This is a genomic window from Bacillus sp. 22-7 (assembly GCF_010628845.1).
Lineage (GTDB): Bacteria > Bacillota > Bacilli > Bacillales > Cytobacillaceae > Cytobacillus > Cytobacillus firmus_B.
The window spans coordinates 32,404-51,953 of sequence record NZ_NJQY01000034.1 but is presented as its reverse complement, the minus strand read 5'-3'; the positions used below and the strand labels follow the sequence as shown (position 1 = coordinate 51,953).

Here is a 19,550-nt window from a genome sequence, read left to right as displayed (position 1 = left end):
CAAGTGCAGACTCGTTTTTTATTTAAGATGGACAATTGCTTATGTAAATTCCATTTCATAACAGAGTTCTTCCTGCTGTGTATCCTCAAACCACTTCATGCCAGCCGCAGTCATGCCGATTTTTTCGAGCACCTTTCCGGATGCAGGGTTGGCCGGATCCGCCGCCGCGGATATTTTCCGCACATTCAGGCCACTTTTCCTTAAAGCGTCCACGCACGCAGCCGCAGCTTCAGCAGCATACCCCTTGCCCCAGTAATGCTGATTAAAATGATAGAGGAGCTCGACTTCGTGTTCATTTTCAGTCGGGTTAAACCCGCAAACCCCGATGGTGGAGGAGGATTCTTTTAGCAAAACAGTATAAACAGAGTAGCCTTTTTCATTCTGCAGCCTCCGGTAAAAGTCAATGGAGCGCTGGATTCGGCTTTTTGTACTGGCGCCGCCGCAGTGTTTCATTACCTCAGGACTGCCCCAAATCTCAGAAATTGCATCCAGGTCATCGGCCTGCATGGTCCGGAGCTGGAGCCGGTCTGTTTCAAAAGGAATGGCCATTCTATTCACCTCTCGCAGTTTCGTCTTCTATGAAAATATTATAAGATAGAGTGAGGAAAAAAGTTAGGAGTTTTTGTTATGCACGTACTCTATAAATCTTTGATTTTAGGAATAGCTGCCGGCATCCAGGGAATCGCGATGACCTTTTTCTTGTTTCCGCATTTTATCCCTTCCGGCGGAGCGGCGAGTCTGGCAGTTTTATTCAATTATCTATTGGACATCCCTTATTCGGTGACATTGTGGATTTTGAATGTGGGCCTGCTGCTGGCAGCGGCCAAATGGCTCGGGAAAAGCAGTGTGATCTGGACGCTGTTTTGTGTTTCGGTTACTTCGGTTACGATTGATTTTCTGACTCCATACATAACGGAACCACTGAATCCGGTTCTCATGGATCTTTTGCTTGGAGCAGCAGTCTTTGGAGTTGGAGTCGGCATCTTATTCCGGATGGGCGCTTCGTCAGGGGGCATGGATATCCTGGCGTTAATCATTTCCAAAGCAAGAGGAAGTGCGCCGGGACGGACGCTGTTTTACATAAATGGCAGTCTGCTTTTGCTTACAGGGGTTGTCGTGGACTGGAAGGTTATTGTTTATGCGGTGATCTGCCAGATGATCGGGACGCGGATGATTGATCTCATTTACAAGCTTGAACTTGATATAAGTAGTAAAAAGGCCGTTAATTGACGGCCTTTTACTGTGCTTTTGATCATTTTATAGGTCAATCGGCTGCTGAAATCGGCCAGGTTTCGTTATATCGGGCAAAGAGTTAAGGATAGCGGCCGGATTTTTATTTTATCGGTCACTTTCAAAAGTAAATCGGCCAGAATTACATTTTATCTGCCACTCCGCTTCACGTTGATTTGCGGCAATGGCACAGTGCAAAATAATTTAATATAATACTCTCCACAAATAAAAAGTAGCATACGCTTCCCAATTCTCCCAGCGAGCTGAATATTTCAGGATTTCCTCTCTCGCCGGTTTCCTTTCAGAGCCTGTGATCACTTTGATCGCATTATGCAGGCCGACATCATCGATAGGAAAAGCGTTCAGGAAGCGCAGGCACCGCATGAGGACATAATGGGCGGTCCAGGGGCCGATGCCGCGTATTCGCGTTAGTTTTTTTTCTGCAGCTTTTACATCGCCTTTAAGCAGGTCCTCTTTCGACAGCTCGCCGTTTGCAATTAAGCGGGCTGTGTCTATCAGATATTCGCATTTTTTAACGGTCATTTTTAAGTCGGCCAAATCTTCGATAGTTAACCCGGCAATCGTATCCGCTGCAGGAAAGAGCCAGTATTTGCTCCCGCCGTTTTCCAGCGGCTCCCCATATTTTTCAACGAGCCGCCGTTTTAGTGTATATGCATATGTAAGGTTAATCTGCTGCCCGAGGATTCCCCAGGCCAGAGCCTCGAATAAATCGGGAATTCCCATAACTCTCAGCCCGAAAAATTGCTCAGCAGGCTTTTTCAGTAAGGGATCTGATTGTGCCATCTTATAAAATGGCGTCAGGCTGACTCCCAGGTCGAACCAATCATGAATATATGCCGCAATCTCCGCTTTCATTTGATGCGTGACAGGCTTATGAATCCTGACGGCTAGGAAGTGTTCTGACTCACCGCTTATTTCTAGCAGCAGCTTTTCATCTCTGATGGAAATGGCGCGTCTAATTGTCTCGCCAGAAATCTCATAAAGGCATTCATTTGCCGAACGTGACAAGTATTGCAGGTTTTCGGAAAAGCTGAATTCAGACGGAGTGAAAAGCACCAGGCCATTTTCAGCATCTTTCCAGTTAACAAATGGAAAGCTCATTTTGATTCCCCCTTTTCTTTATTGTAAATCCTCAGGATTACGTTATCTTGCGTTTATATATAGGAAATGGCTGATGAGGAGTATTTTTTGTGTATACTTTTTAGCAGAGGTGAGCGCATGTGGCTTATGAACAGATTCCGGAAGAATACTGGACTGCAATAAAGGATTGCGACAAATCCTATGATGATCTCTTTCTTTATGGCGTTAAAACGACAGGAATATTTTGCAGGCCATCATGCCGATCGAGAGTCCCGAATATCGGCAATGTCGCTATTTTTAAAAATGCTGATCAAGCAATGGCGGAAAATTTCAGACCGTGCAAGCGCTGCAGACCAGAAGGCCTCAGCCTGCCAGCAGAAGAATGGGTTAAGCAAATAACCGGGTGGATCGATCAGCACTATAGCGGCCCGATTACATTGCATCAATTGGGGGAACTGTTTCATGGAAGTCCTTATCATTTGCAGCGGGTGTTCAAACAGGTCACCGGGAAGTCGCCCACAGAGTATATTCAGGATATCCGGCTCGAAAAAGCGGTTCATATGCTGGAGACTGGGGAGCATTCGATTGCCGATGTCGGTGCATCAGCAGGATTCCCCAGCACCCCTTATTTTATCTCTTTATTTAAAAAGAAGCTCGGCACAACGCCTGCAGCATATAGAAACAAAACAAGGGAGGAGAAAGAATGAACATTGAATGGGCGAACCTGCAGGAAGGTGAATGGAGCCTTTATCTGGCGAAAACAGAAAAGGGTCTTTGCTATATTGGATCTGACCCGGAGTTTGAGGAATTTGAAAGCTCCCTGAAGAAATATATCCCAGCTGCAGTGCTTGCGGAAAATAAAGATGCATTGCAGCCATACATGATGGAAATACAGGAATTTCTACAGGGAAAAAGACATGTTTTTTCAATGGACCTTGATGTGAAAGGGACTCCGTTCCAAGAAGATGTTTGGGAGGCATTAGCGCAGATTCCTTACGGAAAAACAGTCTCTTATTCTGACATCGCAGAGAAAATAAACAGGCCGCAGGCAGTCCGGGCAGCCGGGAAAGCAATCGGTGCCAATCCGCTGTTAATCGCAGTCCCATGCCATCGTGTCATCGGCAAAAATGGTGCGATAACCGGCTACCGCGGGGGCGTTGAAATGAAGCAGACTCTGCTTGAATTGGAGAAACAAGGCTGAAGAGAGGGCCTCTTCGGCTTTTATTTTTCCGCAGCTGGAACATCCAAAGGATAAAGGGAACTTTTTCCTCCCGCGTTCGTAGAAATAGACAAGAGAACACGGTGTTCGTACAAAGGCGGAGGAGGGAAGGGTATGTATGACATTGATCCAATGATCTGGCCTAAGTTATTACTCTTATTAGCCATTGTCGGAGCATCTATGTATTTCTTCGAATTGGGTTTAAGAAAATGGCTGAAGGTTGAGAAAAAGAAATTTTTTTCATATAACCATATCAATGATAAACATAAAAAGGTGGATTGGACCATTCGAATAGGGTTTTTAGTGGCCATCCTGGGCGGAGGCACTTTTAACATGACGAGGGATCCGATGGAGTGGCTATGGTTTTTAGAACCATGGTTCCTGCTCTTTGTTTTTATAGGTGTTTCAGAAAGCGCCAGGGCTTTAATGGAGTGGAAATATGCCGAAAACCGCAGGGCTTATATGGTGACCATTATTCATCTGGTCTTTGTTTTAGTTTTGTTATTGACAGTTATTAATACTGATTTTTTCTGGATGTTATAGGTTGAATCAGCTATCAAACAGTCACTGAATTCCGGACCTGAAAACTCCCGGGGGTCCTTGTCTATTTTTTAGCGGTTAACTTCTTTTTCGAAAAGCATTTGAAATCCGTAATTTAATAATGCTAACGCATAATACCTAAAGAATTTAATTTATTTAACTTATAATGACCAATTTTTTGAAACAGTGCACTCAAAGGAAAAGCAAATATTAGATCCATGATGAGGTTGCTTAAGGCATAGATCGAGAATTTTCCATATGTAAAATGGAATACCCACAAGTTAATGGTGAAAATGGCCCGTAGATGAAAGCAAGGTCATCGAATATAAGAAATTTAGTGCCGCCCTTTACATTCCACCATTTAAAGATGAAGTTAAGAAGAGAAAGTATCAGCAAATTACCTGCACAAAATAGTGTAACCGGTAAAAATCTCCCATAAGACAATCGCATTGACTATTCTAAAGAAACTTGCCATCCGGATGCCACCCCCATTTATTTCATTATCATGTGACATTTGGCTTTTTTTATTCAGTTTAGAATTCCCGATTCATTGTCCAATCTATCATCCCTCATAGTTTCGGATTATAATAAACTAAAGCATGATCAGGGGGGATTAAAATGCAAAGCATCACCTGCGAAAAAAGATCCTATTCCAGAGAGTTTCATTCGCACCAGCATGAGTTTGGCCAGTTTCTGTTCCCCTTGCAGGGCTCCCTGGATATCCAGACGAAATGGCAGGAAATCAAGCTTGACCCCGAGCATTGTTTTTACCTTCCGCAAGGGGTTGATCATAATTATCGGTCCATGGACCGGAATGAATTTTTGATCCTGGATATCCCGACGGCCTATTTGCCCGAAGAGACCAGCAGCATGTATATTCAGCTGAACCAGCAATGGTCTTCGATCCGGTATTTGCTGCTGGAAGAGGCGGGGAATCAGGGGAATGCATCCTCCCTGGCAGATTTGACCAGGTATGTGGCCAGTAAACTGCAAATCGCCAAGCCCCCATCGATTGACTATATTCATAAGCATTTTAAGGAGTCCATCCGATTAGAGAATTTAGCGCAAATCGAACATTATCATCCAGCCTATTATTCCGCATGGTTTAAGAAGAAAACCGGAAAAAGCCCGAAAGCCTATATATCTGATCTTCGATTGAGAGAAGCGAAGCATTTATTAATGACAACCTCCTGGTCCATTTCGGTGATCAGCGGGGAATTAGGGTTTGAAAATTCTTCCTCTTTTACCCGCTGGTTCAGCCGCTGTGAAGGGGCAGCACCACAAAAGTACAGGATCCTTAAGAATGGATAAAAGGGATATTAAACTTGGTAAAGAAAATTCACTTGGAATTTTCTAAGATAAGTTTAATGATGTCCTTTTATCTTTTTTATTGAGGTGAGAAAATGAGTGTGAAAATAGCTCCGTTTTATATACTGCTTGCCGGATTGCTCTGGGGGACCACGGGTACCACGCAGGCATTCGCGCCGGAAAACGCACACCCGATTGCCATCGGGGCTGCCCGTCTGGCGGCAGGCGGTTTATTTTTATCATGCATGGTTCTGATGGCGGGGAAATTGAACCTGAAAAATTGGCCTATTAAGAACACCCTTTTGGCTTCACTTTGTATGGCGCTGTACCAGCCATTATTCTTTTCAGCGGTCACTCTTACAGGGGTAGCCATTGGGACCGTGACAGCGATCGGGAGTGCGCCGGTCTTATCGGGTTTTCTTGAATGGCTCTATTTAAAAAAGCGCCCGTCTGTCATTTGGTGGTGTTCTACCTCCCTGTCCATTTTGGGGTGTGTTTTGCTTTTCATGAACAAAAATTCGGTTCATATGGACCCGATTGGCCTATTAATGGCATTGGGAGCTGGTTTAACATTTGCAGGCTATACGCTTGTCAGCAGGGATCTGGTTGAAAGTTATTCATCCCTCTCAGTCGTTGCCGTTGTGTTCACACTAAGCGCCATCTTTCTATCGCCATTCTTATTTATTTTTGACATGTCCTGGCTTGCGAGTGGTCGGGGGTTGACTGTCAGCCTGCACCTGGGGATTCTGGCTACTGGAATTGCCTATTTCCTGTTTTCAAAAGGGCTTGTCCATATTTCCTCTTCAACGGCTGTCACACTTGCGCTGGCGGAGCCTTTAACTGCAGCATTATTAGGCGTTTTTCTATTAGGGGAATCTTTAAACATGACTTCCTGGCTGGGGATATTCCTTTTGCTGCTTGGAATTGGCGTATTGATAGGGTCCTCAAAAGCTTCTGGAGGACACCTTGAGCCTGGGGTGGTAGAGAAACATTGAGCTTCAAATAAAAAGCCTGTCCGGACCAGGGATTATCGAAAATCCAATTAATCTAGTATTATATATAGTAAATAAACAAAAAGGGGAAATACACAGTGGATATACAGAAAATCATTACAACACGCCGCAACATAAAAAAATTCAAATCTGATAAAGTAGAGCATAGTTTAATCACATCCTGGCTGGAGGCTGCAAGCATGGCACCCAACCATAAAATGACGGAGCCTTGGGAAGTATTATTTGCTGGTCCGGAAACAAGAGCCAAGCTGAATCATAAAACCGATTTCGGCGGTGCCCCTGTTGTGCTGGCGATTCTGTCCAAACATGGAGCAACAGCTCTTGAGCGAACAGAGAATATGGCTGCCGTATCCTGCTTTATCCAGAATTTTATGCTGATGGCTTGGGAATCAGGAGTGGGGACATTCTGGTCTTCTCTGGGGACTTCAGCTAAAGCCAGATTAACTTTAAATGTCCCTGATGATTACGATGTAGTCGGTATTCTGGGAGTAGGATTCCCTGAGGAAGTGCCAGAAGCGAAGGAACGTACACCGATTGACAGGAAAATAAAGCATTTATCATAAGTATTTTAATAGGGCGCCTATCTCATTGGATGGTGCTCTTTTTTGTTAAAATATGGTATAATTACGAAGTAGTAGATTACTATCTTACAAGAGGAGTTCATATGAAAATCATCCAGGCTATTATAATCATATTAATATGGGCGATTCCTATTTTCAGTATAAGAAAAACTTATAAAAAAATGGATTATGAAGAAAAGCAGGATGTTAAAGATGAGTTGAAGAACCCCTCGTTCCTTCTGTTTGTTTTCACCTGTATTGGTTTTCAGGTGTTGATTACCGGCAATATCTAAGAAATAAAACTCCTGCAGCATATAGGCGCAGGCTTAGTGTTCATCGGATTCGTTTCTGGATGTGTGGGCGCTTTCAGACAAAGATACTTTAAAAAGGGCATTGGGTTAATGTTAGCAGGCGGTATTGGAGCAGTGATTTATTTTATCTAATGTTTGTTCAGAAAGGGGTGCACACGCAGCTCTTTTTTTCACGTCCTCCCTATGGCATAATTTTCTAAGACAAAGGAGTGAGAGGATGCAGAAAGTATTCATTATTGAGGATGACCCGAAAATTGCGGAGCACCTGCAATCTTATTTAGTGAAGTATGGCTACCAGGCAGTTATGGCGGAACAGCTCGATGATGTAATGGCAGAATTTCATAAGCAGAAGCCGGATCTTGTCCTTTTGGATATTAATCTTCCGAGCTTTGACGGGTATTACTGGTGCAGGCAAATCCGAAAGGAGTCCATTTGTCCGGTCATCTTTATTTCCGCCCGGGTAGGGGAGATGGACCAGGTAATGGCGCTTGAAAATGGCGGGGATGATTTTATCACAAAGCCGTTTCATCCGGAAATTGTGATGGCGAAAATCCGCAGCCAGCTGCGCCGGGCATACGGGGAGTATGCCTCACAGGCACAGGAACGGATAATTGAGATAGAAGGATTAAAGCTGTTTCCGGAAAGAATGGAACTCACATTTCGTGATAAAACGGTCCAGCTGTCAAAAAAAGAAGCGGATATTATCGAAAGTCTCCTGGAGCGGCACCCGCGTGTGGCAGGGCGTGAGGATCTTCTTGAAAAGCTGTGGGATGAGCAGGTTTATGTGGATGAAAATACACTGAATGTAAATATGGCAAGGGTAAGAAAAAAATTTGAGGCAATTGGGCTTTCAGGAGCGGTCGAAACCGTGAGAGGGGCAGGCTATCGTTTGATTGTTACCTGGTGAAAGGCTGGAGAGACATGAAATTATTTTTTAAAGAGCATGCACTATTAATTGCTGTACAGATTGTTCAATTTTTTGTGGTTCTGGCTATTTACTGGCTTGATGGCTATCAGCGTCTATTGCCGGCTCTCTATGGCATATTTCTCGGACTATTCTTTCTCACGGCTTACCTTGCCTACCACTATTTTAGCCGCCGCAAGTTTTATAAGAGGCTGACAAATGAGCTTTCTTCTCTTGACGATTCCTTTCAAACAACAGAAAACTCCCCCATCTCCCTGGCGCTTGATGAACTGCTGAAGGCCCAGTATAAACACTATCAAACGAGAATCAAAGCGCTGGAATCCAGGCAGGATGAGCACCTGAAGTTCATGGATCAATGGGTTCATCAGATGAAAACACCGCTTTCTGTCATTGAGCTGATTGCACAAAACCTGGATGAACCGGATTCATCCAGCATCCGGGAAGAAACAGACAGGATGAAAACGGGCTTGAACACGATCCTTTATATGGCGAGACTTCGGACAATCGAACAGGATTTTCATATCAAACCTGTACACTTATCGAAAATCATTCATGAAGTAAATGGCGAAAACAAACGGTTTTATATCCGGAACGGAGTGTATCCGAATCTTCTGCAGGAAAAAGAAAACATAATCGTGGAGACAGATGAGAAATGGCTGTTCTTTATGCTTTCTCAGCTGATCCATAATGCGGTCAAGTATTCCAGGGGAAAGAGCAGCAGGGTTGATATTTCCGTCTATGAAAAAGACGGGGAAGCTGTCTTAGAAGTGAAGGATTTTGGCGCCGGCATTCCGGAAGCGGATAAGCGCCGTGTGTTTGAACCTTTTTATACCGGTGAAAATGGGCGGAAATTCAGGGAGTCCACAGGTATGGGGCTGTACTTGACGAAGGAGGCGGCCGACTACCTTGGCCATCGGATTGAACTGGAATCCACACTTGGTGAAGGGTCTCTTTTCCGGCTGATTTTCGGAAAAACACAGAACCTTACAATCTTGTAAGGTAAGTGAAAGAAAAATCGATTTTTGGAACTGGGAATAGACGATATACTGATCACAAGTCAACAGAATGTGAAAGGAGAACTTGTGATGCTAAAAGTAAAACAAGTAAGCAAGATTTATGAAGGAAAGATCGCCTATCGTGCGTTAACGGATATTAACTTAACGATTGAAGAAGGTGAGTTTGTCGGAATCATGGGTCCTTCGGGAAGCGGGAAAACGACGCTGCTGAACATGATTGCCACCATTGATGAACCGACCACAGGGGAAATCCTGATTAATGAAAGAAATCCACATGTCTTAAAAAAAGAGGAGCTTGCTCAATTCCGGCGCCGTGAATTGGGGTTTGTCTTTCAGGACTTCAACCTGCTTCATACCTTGACGGTTGAAGAAAATATGGTCCTTCCGCTGACATTGGACGGAAAAAAAGTGAAGGAAATGAAGGAAAAAGCGTATCAAATTGCTGAAAAACTGGGGATTACCGGCATTATGAATAAACGGACGTATGAAATATCCGGGGGACAGGCACAAAGAGCGGCTGTGGCAAGAGCGATGATTCATACGCCAAAGCTGCTATTGGCAGATGAACCGACAGGGAATCTGGATTCCAAGTCTTCCAAGGATGTAATGGAAATGCTTGAATCGATTAATAAAACGGAGAAGACCACCATGATGCTTGTCACACATGATGCCCAGGCGGCGAGCTATTGCAACCGCGTCATTTTCATCCGGGACGGAAAATTCTATTCGGAGATACACCGCGGCGATAACCGCCAGGCCTTTTTCCAAAAGATCATCGATACACTTTCGCTGCTGGGAGGGGATGCACATGACCTTTCGTCAGTTCGCGTTTAACAACGTCATCCGCAACAAGCGGCTGTATGCAGCCTATTTTCTCAGCAGTTTATTTACAGTCATGGTCTTCTTTACCTTCTCGATTTTTGCAAATCATCCTGCATTAAGCGGGGATGCGATGAACTCAACTGTCACGAAGGGAATGAATGCAGCAGCCGGAATTATCTATGTGTTTTCGTTCTTTTTTGTGTTGTATTCGATGAGCTCATTTTTGCAGTCCAGAAAAAGGGAATTCGGCTTATTAATGATACAGGGCATGAGCATGAAACAAATCCGCCTCATGGTCTTTTTGGAAAATATGCTGATTGGCTTATTTGCAACTGTGGGCGGCATTCTGCTGGGCCTTGTGTTTGCAAAAGGGATTTTGCTGCTGGCTGAGAATGTGCTGATTATTGAACGTACGCTTTCTTTTTATTTTCCGGTGAAAGCCATTCTGGTTACCTTTATATCTTTCATCATTTTATTTTTCTTTATTTCCTTGTTTGTCACGTATGTTCTGCGCAGCAAAAAGCTGATTGAATTAATTAAAGGAAATAAGATGTCTAAGGGTGAGCCGAAAGCGAATCTTTTCTTAACGCTGCTGGCTGTTCTTTTATTAGGAGCGGGGTATGCAGCCGCCTTACTTGCAAAAGGTGTTATGGTAGTAGCTGCCATGGTGCCGGTGATCATCGTTGTCAGCATTGGGACCTACCTGTTATTTACGCAATTAAGCGTGTTTATCATTAGACGATTAAAGAAGAATGAGCGTGTTTTCTGGTTTAAGACCAATATGCTGCTGTTTTCTGACTTAGCCTTCCGCATGAAGGATAATGCGCGGACATTCTTCATGGTGGCCATGGTTTCAACGGTTGCCTTCAGTGCAATCGGCACGCTGTTCGGATTTCAGACCGTTTTGACCTCCAGTATCAAAGATCTGAATGCCACAACGTTTTCATATAAAACAAGTGAAGATCAAGAAGAGAAAAATGTTGCGGCTATCAACCGAATATTAAAGGAAGAAAACATTGAAACCGAGTCGGCACATACTGTATTGCAGAGCTTTGAAGTGGGCGGAAGTTCCACTCAGATTGCCAGCCAATCCGATTTTAACCGTTTTGCCTCCCTTATTGGCGAAGATCCCGTTACTTTAAAAGAAGGACAAGTGGTGGTGGTGGAGTTTGAAGGCACCAACTTCGGGCAATCGAAGGACCTCATGAATGAAACCATTACACTGACGTCAGGCACAGTTTTGAAACCGAAAGAAGCTATCCACTCGAAAGCCCTGCCGGCAATAGATTCCTATTTTATCATGTCTGATATAGACTTTAAAAAACTTCCTGAACCGACTTGGAAAGAAAGCTATTACGCCTGGCAGGCAACAAATGGCGAGGAAAGGGTAATGGCTGCTTCTGAAAAGCTGTATAAAGAACTGCCAAGATATGAGATCACATCCGTGGAGTATGAATTATATGAGATTATGAAAGGATACGGGCCCATATTATTTGTCGGTCTGTTTATCGGAATTGTCTTTTTCGTATCAGCCGGCAGCTTCCTATACTTCAGGCTTTACATGGACCTGGATGAAGATAAACAAAAATTCAGGTCGATATCCAAGATGGGGCTGACCGGTAAAGAGCTGAAAAAGGTCTTAAACAGACAGACGATGATTCTGTTTTTCGCCCCGATCCTCGTCGCTCTTATTCATGGTGCTGTGGCCCTGACTGCGTTATCAAATCTGTTCTACTTTAACTTGTTTAAAGAATCTGTCGCTGTTCTGAGTGTTTTCCTGGCCATCCAGGTTGTTTACTTCTTCATAGTGCGCTTTTTCTATACGAAGCAGATTCAGGCGGCGGTCTGATTAATGATTGATTAAATATTCAGGATATAACAGAGCATTCATATTTTTGGAGTTAATTATAGAATAGGGGGTATTCACTGCGGCAGGCTTGTACTGCCGCTTTTCTTATATATCATACTCAAGATCCCACCTGCATATAGAAAAGGGAACGAAACTATATGCAGGAGTGATGGAATGGCAATTTTGGTTACTGGAGGAGCAGGTTATATTGGTTCGCATATTGTAGATCTTCTCATGCGAAAAGGGTACAAAACAGTAGTTGCCGATAATTTGACTACTGGCCATAGAAAGGCGGTCCATCCGAAGGCAGCTTTCTATGAGGGGGATATCAGATCGCAGGCTTTTCTAACTAGTGTCCTTTGCCGTGAGCGTATAGAGGGAGTATTTCATTTTGCGGCGTCATCCCTTGTAGGGGAATCGATGAAAGATCCGCTAAATTACTATAATAATAATGTACTTGGTTCTCTTAGCCTTTTAAAGGCTTTGGAAGCGCATAAGGTAAAAAAGCTGGTGTTTTCGTCAACAGCGGCCGTGTATGGGGAGGCAAAAAGCCAGCCAATACGGGAAGATGCGCCGCTATCGCCTGCAAGCCCTTATGGTGAGACGAAGCTTGCCGTTGAACGGATGCTCCATTGGTGGGCGCAGGCATCAGGAGCAAGGTTCGTGTCGCTCCGTTATTTTAATGCTGCAGGGGCAAAGGCTTCAGGGGAGATGGGCGAGGACCATCAAAATGAGACGCATTTAATCCCGATCATCCTGCAGGCGGCACTTGGAAAAAGAGAATCGGTCTCCATTTTTGGGGATGACTATCCAACAAAGGATGGTACCTGCATAAGGGACTATATACATGTAGAGGATTTGGCTGAAGCCCATCTGCTGGCACTCCGGTACCTGGAAGATGGAGGGGACAGCAATGTGCTTAATCTGGGGGGCAGCAAAGGGTTCTCTGTAAAAGAGGTGATTGAAGCTGCAGAGGAGGCAACAAACAGGCATTTTAAAGTAAGAATTGCTCCCCGCAGACAAGGAGACCCGGCAGAACTGGTTGCTTCATCTGAAAAAGCAAGGCTACTGCTGAACTGGAAGCCGCAAAAAACAAGTATCCGCCAGATTGTTGAGGATGCCTGGAGCTGGCACAGATCCCATCCTGACGGATATCGCAATTCATAAGCGGGCTTGCCTTAAATATAGGGAAAGCTTATCCTTCAGTTCAGGTCTTTGCAGGGCATAATCAATCGAGGCTTTAAGAAAGCCGAATTTATCTCCAATGTCATAGCGGCTTCCCTGGATCAGGTAGGAATAAATTTTTTCCCGGCAAAGCAAGGCATGGAGCGCATCTGTCAGCTGCAGCTCACCTTTGCTGTCAGGGCTTCCGTTCTCAAGCATGTCAAAGATTGCGGGTGTTAAGATATAGCGGCCAATAATCGCATGGGCAGATGGGGCTTTTTCAGCAGAAGGTTTTTCCACGAGGCAATCCACTTTGTATAATGGGCCCCTCTGTTCTGAATAGCCTACAATTCCATATTTATTGACTTCAGACATAGGAACCTCACTGCATCCAAGGATGCTTGCCCCCATTTGATTATATTGCTCAATCATTTGCAGCATGGCAGGTGGTTCTCCGTCGATGATATCATCGCCAAGGAGGACGGCAAATGGCTCCCTGCCAATGAACTTTCTCGCGCATAAAATGGCGTGCCCCAATCCAAGCGGCTCCTTTTGCCTGACATAATGGATATCAGCCAGATTGGTTATTTCGCGAACTTCCTCAAGCATTTCAAGCTTTCCGCTTTTCTGCAGCAGCAACTCCATTTCAACCGATTTATCAAAATGGTCTTCAATGGCCCGTTTGTTTCTCCCTGTTATGATGATAATATCTTCAATTCCTGAAGAAATGGCCTCCTCCACAATATATTGAATGGCAGGCTTATCGACGATGGGGAGCATTTCCTTCGGCTGTGCCTTCGTGGCGGGCAGAAAGCGGGTTCCGAGGCCTGCAGCTGGAATGACCGCTTTTTTAATCATAAAATCCCCCTTTCCACTCTATTTTTATGTAGGAGGAAGGTTGTATTATCCCTTCCTGAATAATTTGCCCCTCTTCGTGAACCCTAAAATTGTAAATATTCTTCAACCCAGAGGTGTAGAGATTTGCTTCTAAAAAAATTGGCAGCCGAGAAAAATCTCCTTATTCTGGCAGGCATTGCTTTAGCTTTATTTGTTTCCCCTTTATACATATTAGGTGAAAATGCACATATCCGCGTTCATGATAATCTTGACAGCAATCTGGCGTGGTATAAAGTTCTTGCTGAAAGCGGGCAGCTTACAGGGCCAATAGATGCTGTCATTGCGCAAATTATGAACGGAAATCTATCCCGCAATGCGTTCGGATCTGAATGGACCATCATTGTTTGGCTGTATGCCCTTTTTCCGACAATGATTGCGTATGCACTCAGCCAGACAATCACAAGAGTGTTTGCTTTTATCGGGATGTATTTGCTCTTGAAAAAGCACTTTCTAATAGGTGAAAAGTGGGCGCCCGTAACGATTGGGACAGCCCTTGCTTTTGCTTTCACGCCATTCTGGCCTTCCGGTATGCTGAGCACGCTTGGGATGCCGCTTGCGCTTTGGGCATTCTTAAATATCAGGCAGGGGGAACGGTCATGGAGAAATGTCCTTGTCCTCACCCTCTTGCCCTTATATGCAAGCATCGTCCTTGGCTTTTTCTTTTTCCTGAGCGCCATGGGAGTATTCTGGCTGAGAGACTTGATCCGGAAAAGAACATGGAATTGGCCATTTCTCTTATCAATTATTTATATGACCGGAATCTTTTTCATCGTTGAATACAGGCTCGTTTATTCCTTCCTATTTGACGATGAGCCGAACAGCCGGGATGAATATTTCCATGCAAGGCTCACTTTTTGGCATTGCGTCAGGCTGGCATTCAAGAACTTTGCTATCGGGCACCATCATGCTGCCACAATTCATACGCTGATCATTCTGCCCATCATGTTAGTGGCCCTTTTTATGGTACTGAGGAAAAAGGATTGGAAAAAAGAGAAGGTGTTTATGGGCCTGTTTTTCCTGAACTTTGCGTTATCTGTATGGTATGCCTTCTGGTTCTACAGAGGCTGGCTTCCCCTTACAGAGCGTTTTCACGTGCTTGATACTTTCAACTTTGCCAGGTATCACTTCTTAAGGCCCCTGGTGGTTTATGTCCTGTTTGCGTTATCGTTAAAAATTGTTTGGTCATACGGGAGGTTATGGAGGAGGCTGGTCCCTGTATTTGTGCTTGCCCAGGTGTTTGCCGCGTCCTTTTTTAACGAGGAAATTCTTTTTCAGAATAAGCCTTCTTTCAAACAGTTTTATGCAGAAGAGCAGTTCTCGGCTATTAAAGACTACATTGGGCTTCCTCAGGAGGGGTACCGGGTCGCAAGCATTGGGCTTCATCCGGCTATTGCCCAGTATAATGGGTTCTACTCGCTGGATTCCTATAATAATTTCTACCCCTTAACATACAAATATCAATTTCGAAAAATCATTGAAAAAGAGCTTGAAAAAAATAAAACCATCCGCACCTATTATGATGAGTGGGGTGGGAGATGTTATATCTTTACAGACGAGCTTGGCAAGCATTATATGTTCAAGAAGCGCACGAAAAAAAGGCTGAAGAACCTGGAATTGAATACAGACGCCTTTAAAGCCATGGGAGGCTCCTATCTTTTTTCATCCGTTCCCATCGACAATGCCGAAGATAATCAGCTTCGGCTGGAGAAGGTTTTTGAATCAAAAAGCTCTGTGTGGAAAATCTACCTTTATAAAGTCATATAAGCAGGGGGGATTAGAATGACCAACCCGGTACTCACCATCGTAGTTCCTTGCTATAACGAAGAGGAGGTACTGCCGGATACAATTGATCAGCTTGGTGGCTTGCTAACAGAATTGGTTGATGATGATCTTGTTTCTGATCAAAGCAAAATTCTGTTTGTCGATGATGGCAGCAGGGACCGGACCTGGCAGATCATTTATAAGCAGAGCCTGAATAACCCCAAAGTGCGGGGGCTGAAGCTTGCCAAAAATGCAGGACATCAGAATGCTCTGCTTGCGGGCTTAGCAGCTGCAGGAAAGGTTTCGGATTGCACGGTGTCCATTGATGCCGATCTTCAGGATGATATTGCAGTGATCCGGGAGTTTATCCTGAAATTCCGGGAAGGAAATGACATTGTCTATGGAGTTAGAAGAAAGCGGGACAGTGATACATTGTTTAAGAGAAGCACAGCACAGGGATTTTATAAGCTGATGGAGAAAATGGGCGTAGATCTTGTTTATAATCATGCTGATTTCCGCCTGATGAGCAAGCGAGCTTTGGAGGAGCTGCAGCGCTATGAGGAGGCCAATCTGTTCTTGCGGGGAATTGTGCCTATGCTGGGCTTTAAAACAGCCAGTGTTTACTATGACCGCAAGGAACGCCTTGCCGGGGAAACGAAGTACCCGCTGAAAAAAATGCTGGCCTTTTCATTTGAAGGAATCACTTCTTTTTCCGTGACGCCGATCCGGATGGTATTGGCATTGGGGATCGGATCTTTTTTTATCAGCTTTTTATTTGGCCTCTACTTTCTAGGTTTGCGCTATTTTGGAGAAACGGAAACCGGCTGGACCTCGTTAATCGCCTCGATCTGGATGCTGGGAGGACTTCAGCTGACAGCCATTGGACTGGTTGGCGAATATATTGGGAAAATCTATAAAGAGACAAAACGCAGACCTAAGTTTTCGATTGAAGTAGATGCGTTTAATTTACCGATTTCCCGTCATTTGATTACGGATGGAGACCATGATGATGAGTTCGCGGACATTCATTTTGGAACATTATCTGAAACGAACTAATACCTTTATTCGCTTTTTGATCGTAGGAACAGTCAATACATTAGTCGGGCTATCCATGATATTTATACTGCTGAATTTAGCAGGAATGTCATATTGGACAGCTACATTCCTTGGGAACAGTACGGGGGCGGCGGTCAGCTTTTTCCTGAACAGAACGTTCACCTTCAGGAGCGGGATCTGCATTCAAAGCAGTGCTGTGCGCTTCGTTTTGATTTTATTTCTGTGCTATATTTTATCTTATTCAATTAGCGGCATGGCTGCAGAGAGTTTAAAGGGCTTTACGCTTTTCGGACATGAAGCATCGCCTGAAGAGCTTGCGGTTCTTTTGGGGGCGGGCATTTATACTGCAATCAATTATATGGGGCAGAAATACCTCGTTTTTACTAAACAGTAAAAACATCTCGGGGGATCCAAATTAGTCTCACTTATAAAGGGTGAGACTAATTTGTTAACAGTGAATCAAGCCTGGATTTTCTTCACTCATTCATTTATAAGAAAGTTATGGCACAGCAGAAGACTTTCTTTTAATTCATGACTAACCCTTTCTGAATCGTAAGCACAAACAGATAGAAGTTTTGTTTTGGCAACGATTAGATCAGCTTCTTTTTCAGAAACCGATAATTTTCCCCTGACTTCCGGTTCATCCCGCCATTCGACATGAGCCCAGCTCCGGACAGCCAATTTGTGTTCTGAATATTCTTCAATTAAGTTCGGAAGATAATCGAAGATAGAATTAACTCTAAAGTCCCCCTTGGCATAATAGAAGTCATAATTATTGACGAACATTACTTTTTCCAGGCATTTATTATTCAGCTTTTCTGTGAGACTTTTCTTAATCAATGGAGTCAATCGGTCATTTTCTATAATGATTGAGTATTCATTTCGTTCTAAGCCCGAAAGAACAAATTCAATGACATTTGATATATATTGGTCCGGATTCTTGAAAAAATATAATACATGTCCCTTAGTAAGAGCTTGAATTTCATGGACTTCTTTTACCTGCATACTTTCCAAATTTGCACCCCATAGAATTCTGACATTTTATGCCTGCAATTTCAGTTTATCATACTTTGATCTTGAAAAGGGTTCAACAGCGAAAGTAGAAATTCTTCTTTTTAAAGCCCTGCTGATTGATTGTAAATAAAATGCAATAGTGTTAACCTTTAACGACATAGTGTTTTTCCTATGTAAAAAGGAGCGAATACACTATGCTTAGTAAGGAAGAAAACTTACTATTCATTCGAGAACTTGGACGTTTACAGGCTGATTATGAGAACTGTAGCGATGATCAAGTATGCAACAGCATTCATCAGGATATTCGATTACTTCTTAAGGCACTATCCATGACTGCTATGAAATAAATAGCAGTTTTTTAATGCTTAAAATTCGACGCTTGTGCAATGCTTATATGGAAGACTTTACGACTTTTCTTGCATATTATTCTGAAAAGTGTTATGCTGTATAAGAATTATTTTTGTTCGGTGTAAAGGATAGTTTGAGTAATAACTTTACGTCTTGATGATCACTGAGAGCAAGGATAGTAACACAATGTGTGGTTTACACACAAGGAGGCAACAAACATGGAAAACGGTAAAGTAAAATGGTTTAACAGTGAAAAAGGCTTCGGATTCATCGAGCGTGAAGGTGGAGAAGACGTATTCGTTCATTTCTCAGCTATCCAAGGCGAAGGCTACAAATCTCTAGAAGAAGGTCAAGAAGTGACTTTCGACGTTGAGCAAGGCCAGCGTGGAGCTCAAGCAGCTAACGTTCGCAAAGCTTAATTTTAAACCAACTCAGAGCAGGCCCTTTATGGGCCTGTTTTTTTGTGAACTTATGGGACCCCGCTCACTAATAAGCAGGGCAAATGTTTAGTATCTTATCCCCGGTCCACCTCCATCATAATTTTCGTAACATAATGCTCCTTATCATTCCGGACAACAGTATCATAAATGTACTCTTCAAATACATGCTCTCCCAAGGTTAAACCGAGCCGTTCCATTTCTGAAAAAAGCCGCTTATAGGTATCGCCGATCGTTTTTTCGCTCCCAACATGATAGCCGATGAGAAAATCCCCTTTAACAGCCCGAAAATAGGGATGGCCTTCCTTTGGATTGGGCTGCTCGATATACAAATAGCTGTAATTGGCGTATTCCCCCTTCAGCACCTGCTCACGCTTCGTTATAGACCCGATCGGGTAGCCTGAATCAAGCTGCGAGATCTGCAATTCATTAATAAAATCCGAGATGACCTCTAAAAATTCTTCGTCCGATATATTTTGAATGTTTCTGCTTAAATAAAGGGTTGCTTCCGGCAAACGCTGAAGCGTAATCCGGTTAAAATCAAGGTGGGAGGCTTCTTCCATTATGGCTATTTTGGCTTCAATCATTTTCTCCTTCATTTCGATTTCCTGACGCTTCTTTACAATCTCTTCTTTTTTCCGGTACATGATGGATAAAAAGCTTTCGGGCGATTTATTTTGCATGTATTGCTGTATATCGTTAAGCGACATGCCAAGATCTTTCAATAAATCAATCACAAAAAACAACTCTAATTGATGAATGGAATAATAGCGGTATCCTTTTTCATTTTTCATGACCGGTGACAAAATTCCAATCTGATCGTAATAAAAAATGGTCTGCTTGTTAACCTTGCAAAGCTTTGCGAATTCACCTGTCGTTAAATATTTGCCGTCTTTTTTACTCATTTTTTACATCACTGCCCTTGACTATATAGTTACTATATACACTAGGATAGATCGTATAAATAAATCAAGTTTGA

Annotated in this window: 22 protein-coding genes; 17 read left to right on the top strand and 5 right to left on the bottom strand. The window is 43.5% G+C overall.

Going from position 1 to position 19,550, the window contains the following annotated elements:
* Window positions 1–39: 39 nt before the first annotated feature.
* A complete protein-coding gene (locus tag CE058_RS21095) occupies window positions 40–549 on the bottom strand; it encodes a GNAT family N-acetyltransferase (protein ID WP_163144960.1) in 510 nt (169 codons plus the stop codon).
* A gap of 78 nt (window positions 550–627) precedes the next feature.
* On the opposite strand from CE058_RS21095, the gene CE058_RS21090 reads away from it, so the two are divergent.
* Window positions 628–1,230 carry a YitT family protein gene (locus CE058_RS21090; protein ID WP_048009538.1) on the top strand — a complete coding sequence of 201 codons (603 nt, stop codon included), beginning with the start codon at window positions 628–630 and terminating at the stop codon, window positions 1,228–1,230.
* Window positions 1,231–1,434: 204 nt separating this feature from the next.
* Here the strand turns inward: CE058_RS21090 and CE058_RS21085 are convergent, their stop codons facing one another.
* A complete protein-coding gene (locus CE058_RS21085; RefSeq protein ID WP_163144959.1) occupies window positions 1,435–2,352 on the bottom strand; it encodes a DNA-3-methyladenine glycosylase family protein in 918 nt (305 codons plus the stop codon).
* Window positions 2,353–2,471: 119 nt separating this feature from the next.
* On the opposite strand from CE058_RS21085, the gene CE058_RS21080 reads away from it, so the two are divergent.
* The 12 genes from CE058_RS21080 to galE all read left to right on the top strand — a co-directional run bounded on the left by CE058_RS21080 (window position 2,472) and on the right by galE (window position 13,061).
* Window positions 2,472–3,038, top strand: coding sequence for a bifunctional transcriptional activator/DNA repair enzyme AdaA (locus tag CE058_RS21080; protein WP_048009536.1), 567 nt, complete (start codon window positions 2,472–2,474; stop codon window positions 3,036–3,038).
* Window positions 3,035–3,532 carry a methylated-DNA--[protein]-cysteine S-methyltransferase gene (locus CE058_RS21075; RefSeq protein ID WP_163144958.1) on the top strand — a complete coding sequence of 166 codons (498 nt, stop codon included), beginning with the start codon at window positions 3,035–3,037 and terminating at the stop codon, window positions 3,530–3,532. The genes CE058_RS21080 and CE058_RS21075 overlap by 4 nt, the downstream gene beginning before the upstream one ends.
* Window positions 3,533–3,664: 132 nt before the next feature.
* Window positions 3,665–4,093, top strand: coding sequence for a DUF4181 domain-containing protein (locus CE058_RS21070; RefSeq protein WP_048009534.1), 429 nt, complete (start codon window positions 3,665–3,667; stop codon window positions 4,091–4,093).
* A 615-nt stretch (window positions 4,094–4,708) separates the two neighbouring features.
* Window positions 4,709–5,401, top strand: coding sequence for an AraC family transcriptional regulator (locus tag CE058_RS21065; RefSeq protein WP_048009533.1), 693 nt, complete (start codon window positions 4,709–4,711; stop codon window positions 5,399–5,401).
* Window positions 5,402–5,493: 92 nt separating this feature from the next.
* Window positions 5,494–6,393: an EamA family transporter gene (locus tag CE058_RS21060; RefSeq protein WP_163144957.1), complete on the top strand. Its 900-nt coding sequence runs from the start codon at window positions 5,494–5,496 to the stop codon at window positions 6,391–6,393.
* Window positions 6,394–6,488: 95 nt separating this feature from the next.
* Window positions 6,489–6,974 carry a nitroreductase family protein gene (locus tag CE058_RS21055; RefSeq protein ID WP_048009531.1) on the top strand — a complete coding sequence of 162 codons (486 nt, stop codon included), beginning with the start codon at window positions 6,489–6,491 and terminating at the stop codon, window positions 6,972–6,974.
* A gap of 101 nt (window positions 6,975–7,075) precedes the next feature.
* On the top strand, window positions 7,076–7,264 hold the full coding sequence (locus CE058_RS25170; RefSeq protein WP_286168105.1) for a hypothetical protein: 189 nt from the start codon (window positions 7,076–7,078) through the stop codon (window positions 7,262–7,264).
* 235 nt (window positions 7,265–7,499) lie between these two features.
* Complete coding sequence (locus CE058_RS21045) at window positions 7,500–8,189, top strand: response regulator transcription factor (protein WP_048009529.1); 690 nt, start codon at window positions 7,500–7,502, stop codon at window positions 8,187–8,189.
* A 14-nt stretch (window positions 8,190–8,203) separates the two neighbouring features.
* Entirely contained in the window at window positions 8,204–9,205 is a 1,002-nt protein-coding gene (locus tag CE058_RS21040) for a sensor histidine kinase (RefSeq protein WP_163144956.1), read from the top strand.
* A gap of 87 nt (window positions 9,206–9,292) precedes the next feature.
* A complete protein-coding gene (locus tag CE058_RS21035) occupies window positions 9,293–10,057 on the top strand; it encodes an ABC transporter ATP-binding protein (protein WP_048009528.1) in 765 nt (254 codons plus the stop codon).
* Window positions 10,032–11,894, top strand: coding sequence for an ABC transporter permease (locus tag CE058_RS21030; RefSeq protein WP_048009527.1), 1,863 nt, complete (start codon window positions 10,032–10,034; stop codon window positions 11,892–11,894). Before CE058_RS21035 ends, CE058_RS21030 begins: the two co-directional genes overlap by 26 nt.
* 174 nt (window positions 11,895–12,068) lie before the next feature.
* The gene (gene galE, locus CE058_RS21025) at window positions 12,069–13,061 is read left to right on the top strand and encodes a UDP-glucose 4-epimerase GalE (RefSeq protein ID WP_163144955.1); all 993 of its coding nucleotides are present in this window, start codon (window positions 12,069–12,071) and stop codon (window positions 13,059–13,061) included.
* Here galE and galU read toward each other — a convergent pair.
* Entirely contained in the window at window positions 13,056–13,916 is an 861-nt protein-coding gene (gene galU, locus CE058_RS21020) for a UTP--glucose-1-phosphate uridylyltransferase GalU (protein WP_163144954.1), read from the bottom strand. The genes galE and galU overlap by 6 nt on opposite strands.
* A 123-nt stretch (window positions 13,917–14,039) precedes the next feature.
* On the opposite strand from galU, the gene CE058_RS21015 reads away from it, so the two are divergent.
* Genes CE058_RS21015 through CE058_RS21005 form a run of 3 tightly spaced genes read left to right on the top strand, consistent with a single transcriptional unit; the run spans window position 14,040 to window position 17,166 of the window.
* Window positions 14,040–15,719 (top strand): DUF6044 family protein, encoded by a 1,680-nt coding sequence (locus CE058_RS21015; RefSeq protein ID WP_163144953.1) that lies wholly within the window; start codon window positions 14,040–14,042, stop codon window positions 15,717–15,719.
* 15 nt (window positions 15,720–15,734) lie between these two features.
* Window positions 15,735–16,772: a glycosyltransferase family 2 protein gene (locus CE058_RS21010; protein ID WP_163144952.1), complete on the top strand. Its 1,038-nt coding sequence runs from the start codon at window positions 15,735–15,737 to the stop codon at window positions 16,770–16,772.
* The gene (locus CE058_RS21005) at window positions 16,726–17,166 is read left to right on the top strand and encodes a GtrA family protein (protein ID WP_197246911.1); all 441 of its coding nucleotides are present in this window, start codon (window positions 16,726–16,728) and stop codon (window positions 17,164–17,166) included. The genes CE058_RS21010 and CE058_RS21005 overlap by 47 nt, the downstream gene beginning before the upstream one ends.
* 86 nt (window positions 17,167–17,252) lie before the next feature.
* Here the strand turns inward: CE058_RS21005 and CE058_RS21000 are convergent, their stop codons facing one another.
* Entirely contained in the window at window positions 17,253–17,777 is a 525-nt protein-coding gene (locus CE058_RS21000; RefSeq protein WP_286168111.1) for an MEDS domain-containing protein, read from the bottom strand.
* 575 nt (window positions 17,778–18,352) lie between these two features.
* On the opposite strand from CE058_RS21000, the gene CE058_RS20995 reads away from it, so the two are divergent.
* Window positions 18,353–18,553, top strand: a complete 201-nt coding sequence (locus CE058_RS20995) for a cold-shock protein (protein WP_009335135.1) — start codon at window positions 18,353–18,355, stop codon at window positions 18,551–18,553.
* Window positions 18,554–18,648: 95 nt separating this feature from the next.
* Here the strand turns inward: CE058_RS20995 and CE058_RS20990 are convergent, their stop codons facing one another.
* On the bottom strand, window positions 18,649–19,476 hold the full coding sequence (locus CE058_RS20990; RefSeq protein WP_163144949.1) for a MerR family transcriptional regulator: 828 nt from the start codon (window positions 19,474–19,476) through the stop codon (window positions 18,649–18,651).
* Between the last annotated feature and the right edge of the window lie 74 nt (window positions 19,477–19,550).

Excerpts from the sequence above, each read along its gene's own strand:
- CE058_RS21095 (WP_163144960.1), bottom strand. The coding sequence starts at position 549 with ATGGCCATTCCTTTTGAAACAGACCGGCTCCAGCTCCGGACCATGCAG.
- CE058_RS21090 (WP_048009538.1), top strand. The coding sequence starts at position 628 with ATGCACGTACTCTATAAATCTTTGATTTTAGGAATAGCTGCCGGCATC.
- CE058_RS21085 (WP_163144959.1), bottom strand. The coding sequence starts at position 2,352 with ATGAGCTTTCCATTTGTTAACTGGAAAGATGCTGAAAATGGCCTGGTG.
- CE058_RS21075 (WP_163144958.1), top strand. The coding sequence starts at position 3,035 with ATGAACATTGAATGGGCGAACCTGCAGGAAGGTGAATGGAGCCTTTAT.
- CE058_RS21070 (WP_048009534.1), top strand. The coding sequence starts at position 3,665 with ATGTATGACATTGATCCAATGATCTGGCCTAAGTTATTACTCTTATTA.
- CE058_RS21065 (WP_048009533.1), top strand. The coding sequence starts at position 4,709 with ATGCAAAGCATCACCTGCGAAAAAAGATCCTATTCCAGAGAGTTTCAT.
- CE058_RS21060 (WP_163144957.1), top strand. The coding sequence starts at position 5,494 with ATGAGTGTGAAAATAGCTCCGTTTTATATACTGCTTGCCGGATTGCTC.
- CE058_RS25170 (WP_286168105.1), top strand. The coding sequence starts at position 7,076 with ATGAAAATCATCCAGGCTATTATAATCATATTAATATGGGCGATTCCT.
- CE058_RS21045 (WP_048009529.1), top strand. The coding sequence starts at position 7,500 with ATGCAGAAAGTATTCATTATTGAGGATGACCCGAAAATTGCGGAGCAC.
- CE058_RS21040 (WP_163144956.1), top strand. The coding sequence starts at position 8,204 with ATGAAATTATTTTTTAAAGAGCATGCACTATTAATTGCTGTACAGATT.
- CE058_RS21035 (WP_048009528.1), top strand. The coding sequence starts at position 9,293 with ATGCTAAAAGTAAAACAAGTAAGCAAGATTTATGAAGGAAAGATCGCC.
- CE058_RS21030 (WP_048009527.1), top strand. The coding sequence starts at position 10,032 with ATGACCTTTCGTCAGTTCGCGTTTAACAACGTCATCCGCAACAAGCGG.
- galE (WP_163144955.1), top strand. The coding sequence starts at position 12,069 with ATGGCAATTTTGGTTACTGGAGGAGCAGGTTATATTGGTTCGCATATT.
- galU (WP_163144954.1), bottom strand. The coding sequence starts at position 13,916 with ATGATTAAAAAAGCGGTCATTCCAGCTGCAGGCCTCGGAACCCGCTTT.
- CE058_RS21010 (WP_163144952.1), top strand. The coding sequence starts at position 15,735 with ATGACCAACCCGGTACTCACCATCGTAGTTCCTTGCTATAACGAAGAG.
- CE058_RS21005 (WP_197246911.1), top strand. The coding sequence starts at position 16,726 with ATGAGTTCGCGGACATTCATTTTGGAACATTATCTGAAACGAACTAAT.
- CE058_RS21000 (WP_286168111.1), bottom strand. The coding sequence starts at position 17,777 with ATGCAGGTAAAAGAAGTCCATGAAATTCAAGCTCTTACTAAGGGACAT.
- CE058_RS20995 (WP_009335135.1), top strand. The coding sequence starts at position 18,353 with ATGGAAAACGGTAAAGTAAAATGGTTTAACAGTGAAAAAGGCTTCGGA.
- CE058_RS20990 (WP_163144949.1), bottom strand. The coding sequence starts at position 19,476 with ATGAGTAAAAAAGACGGCAAATATTTAACGACAGGTGAATTCGCAAAG.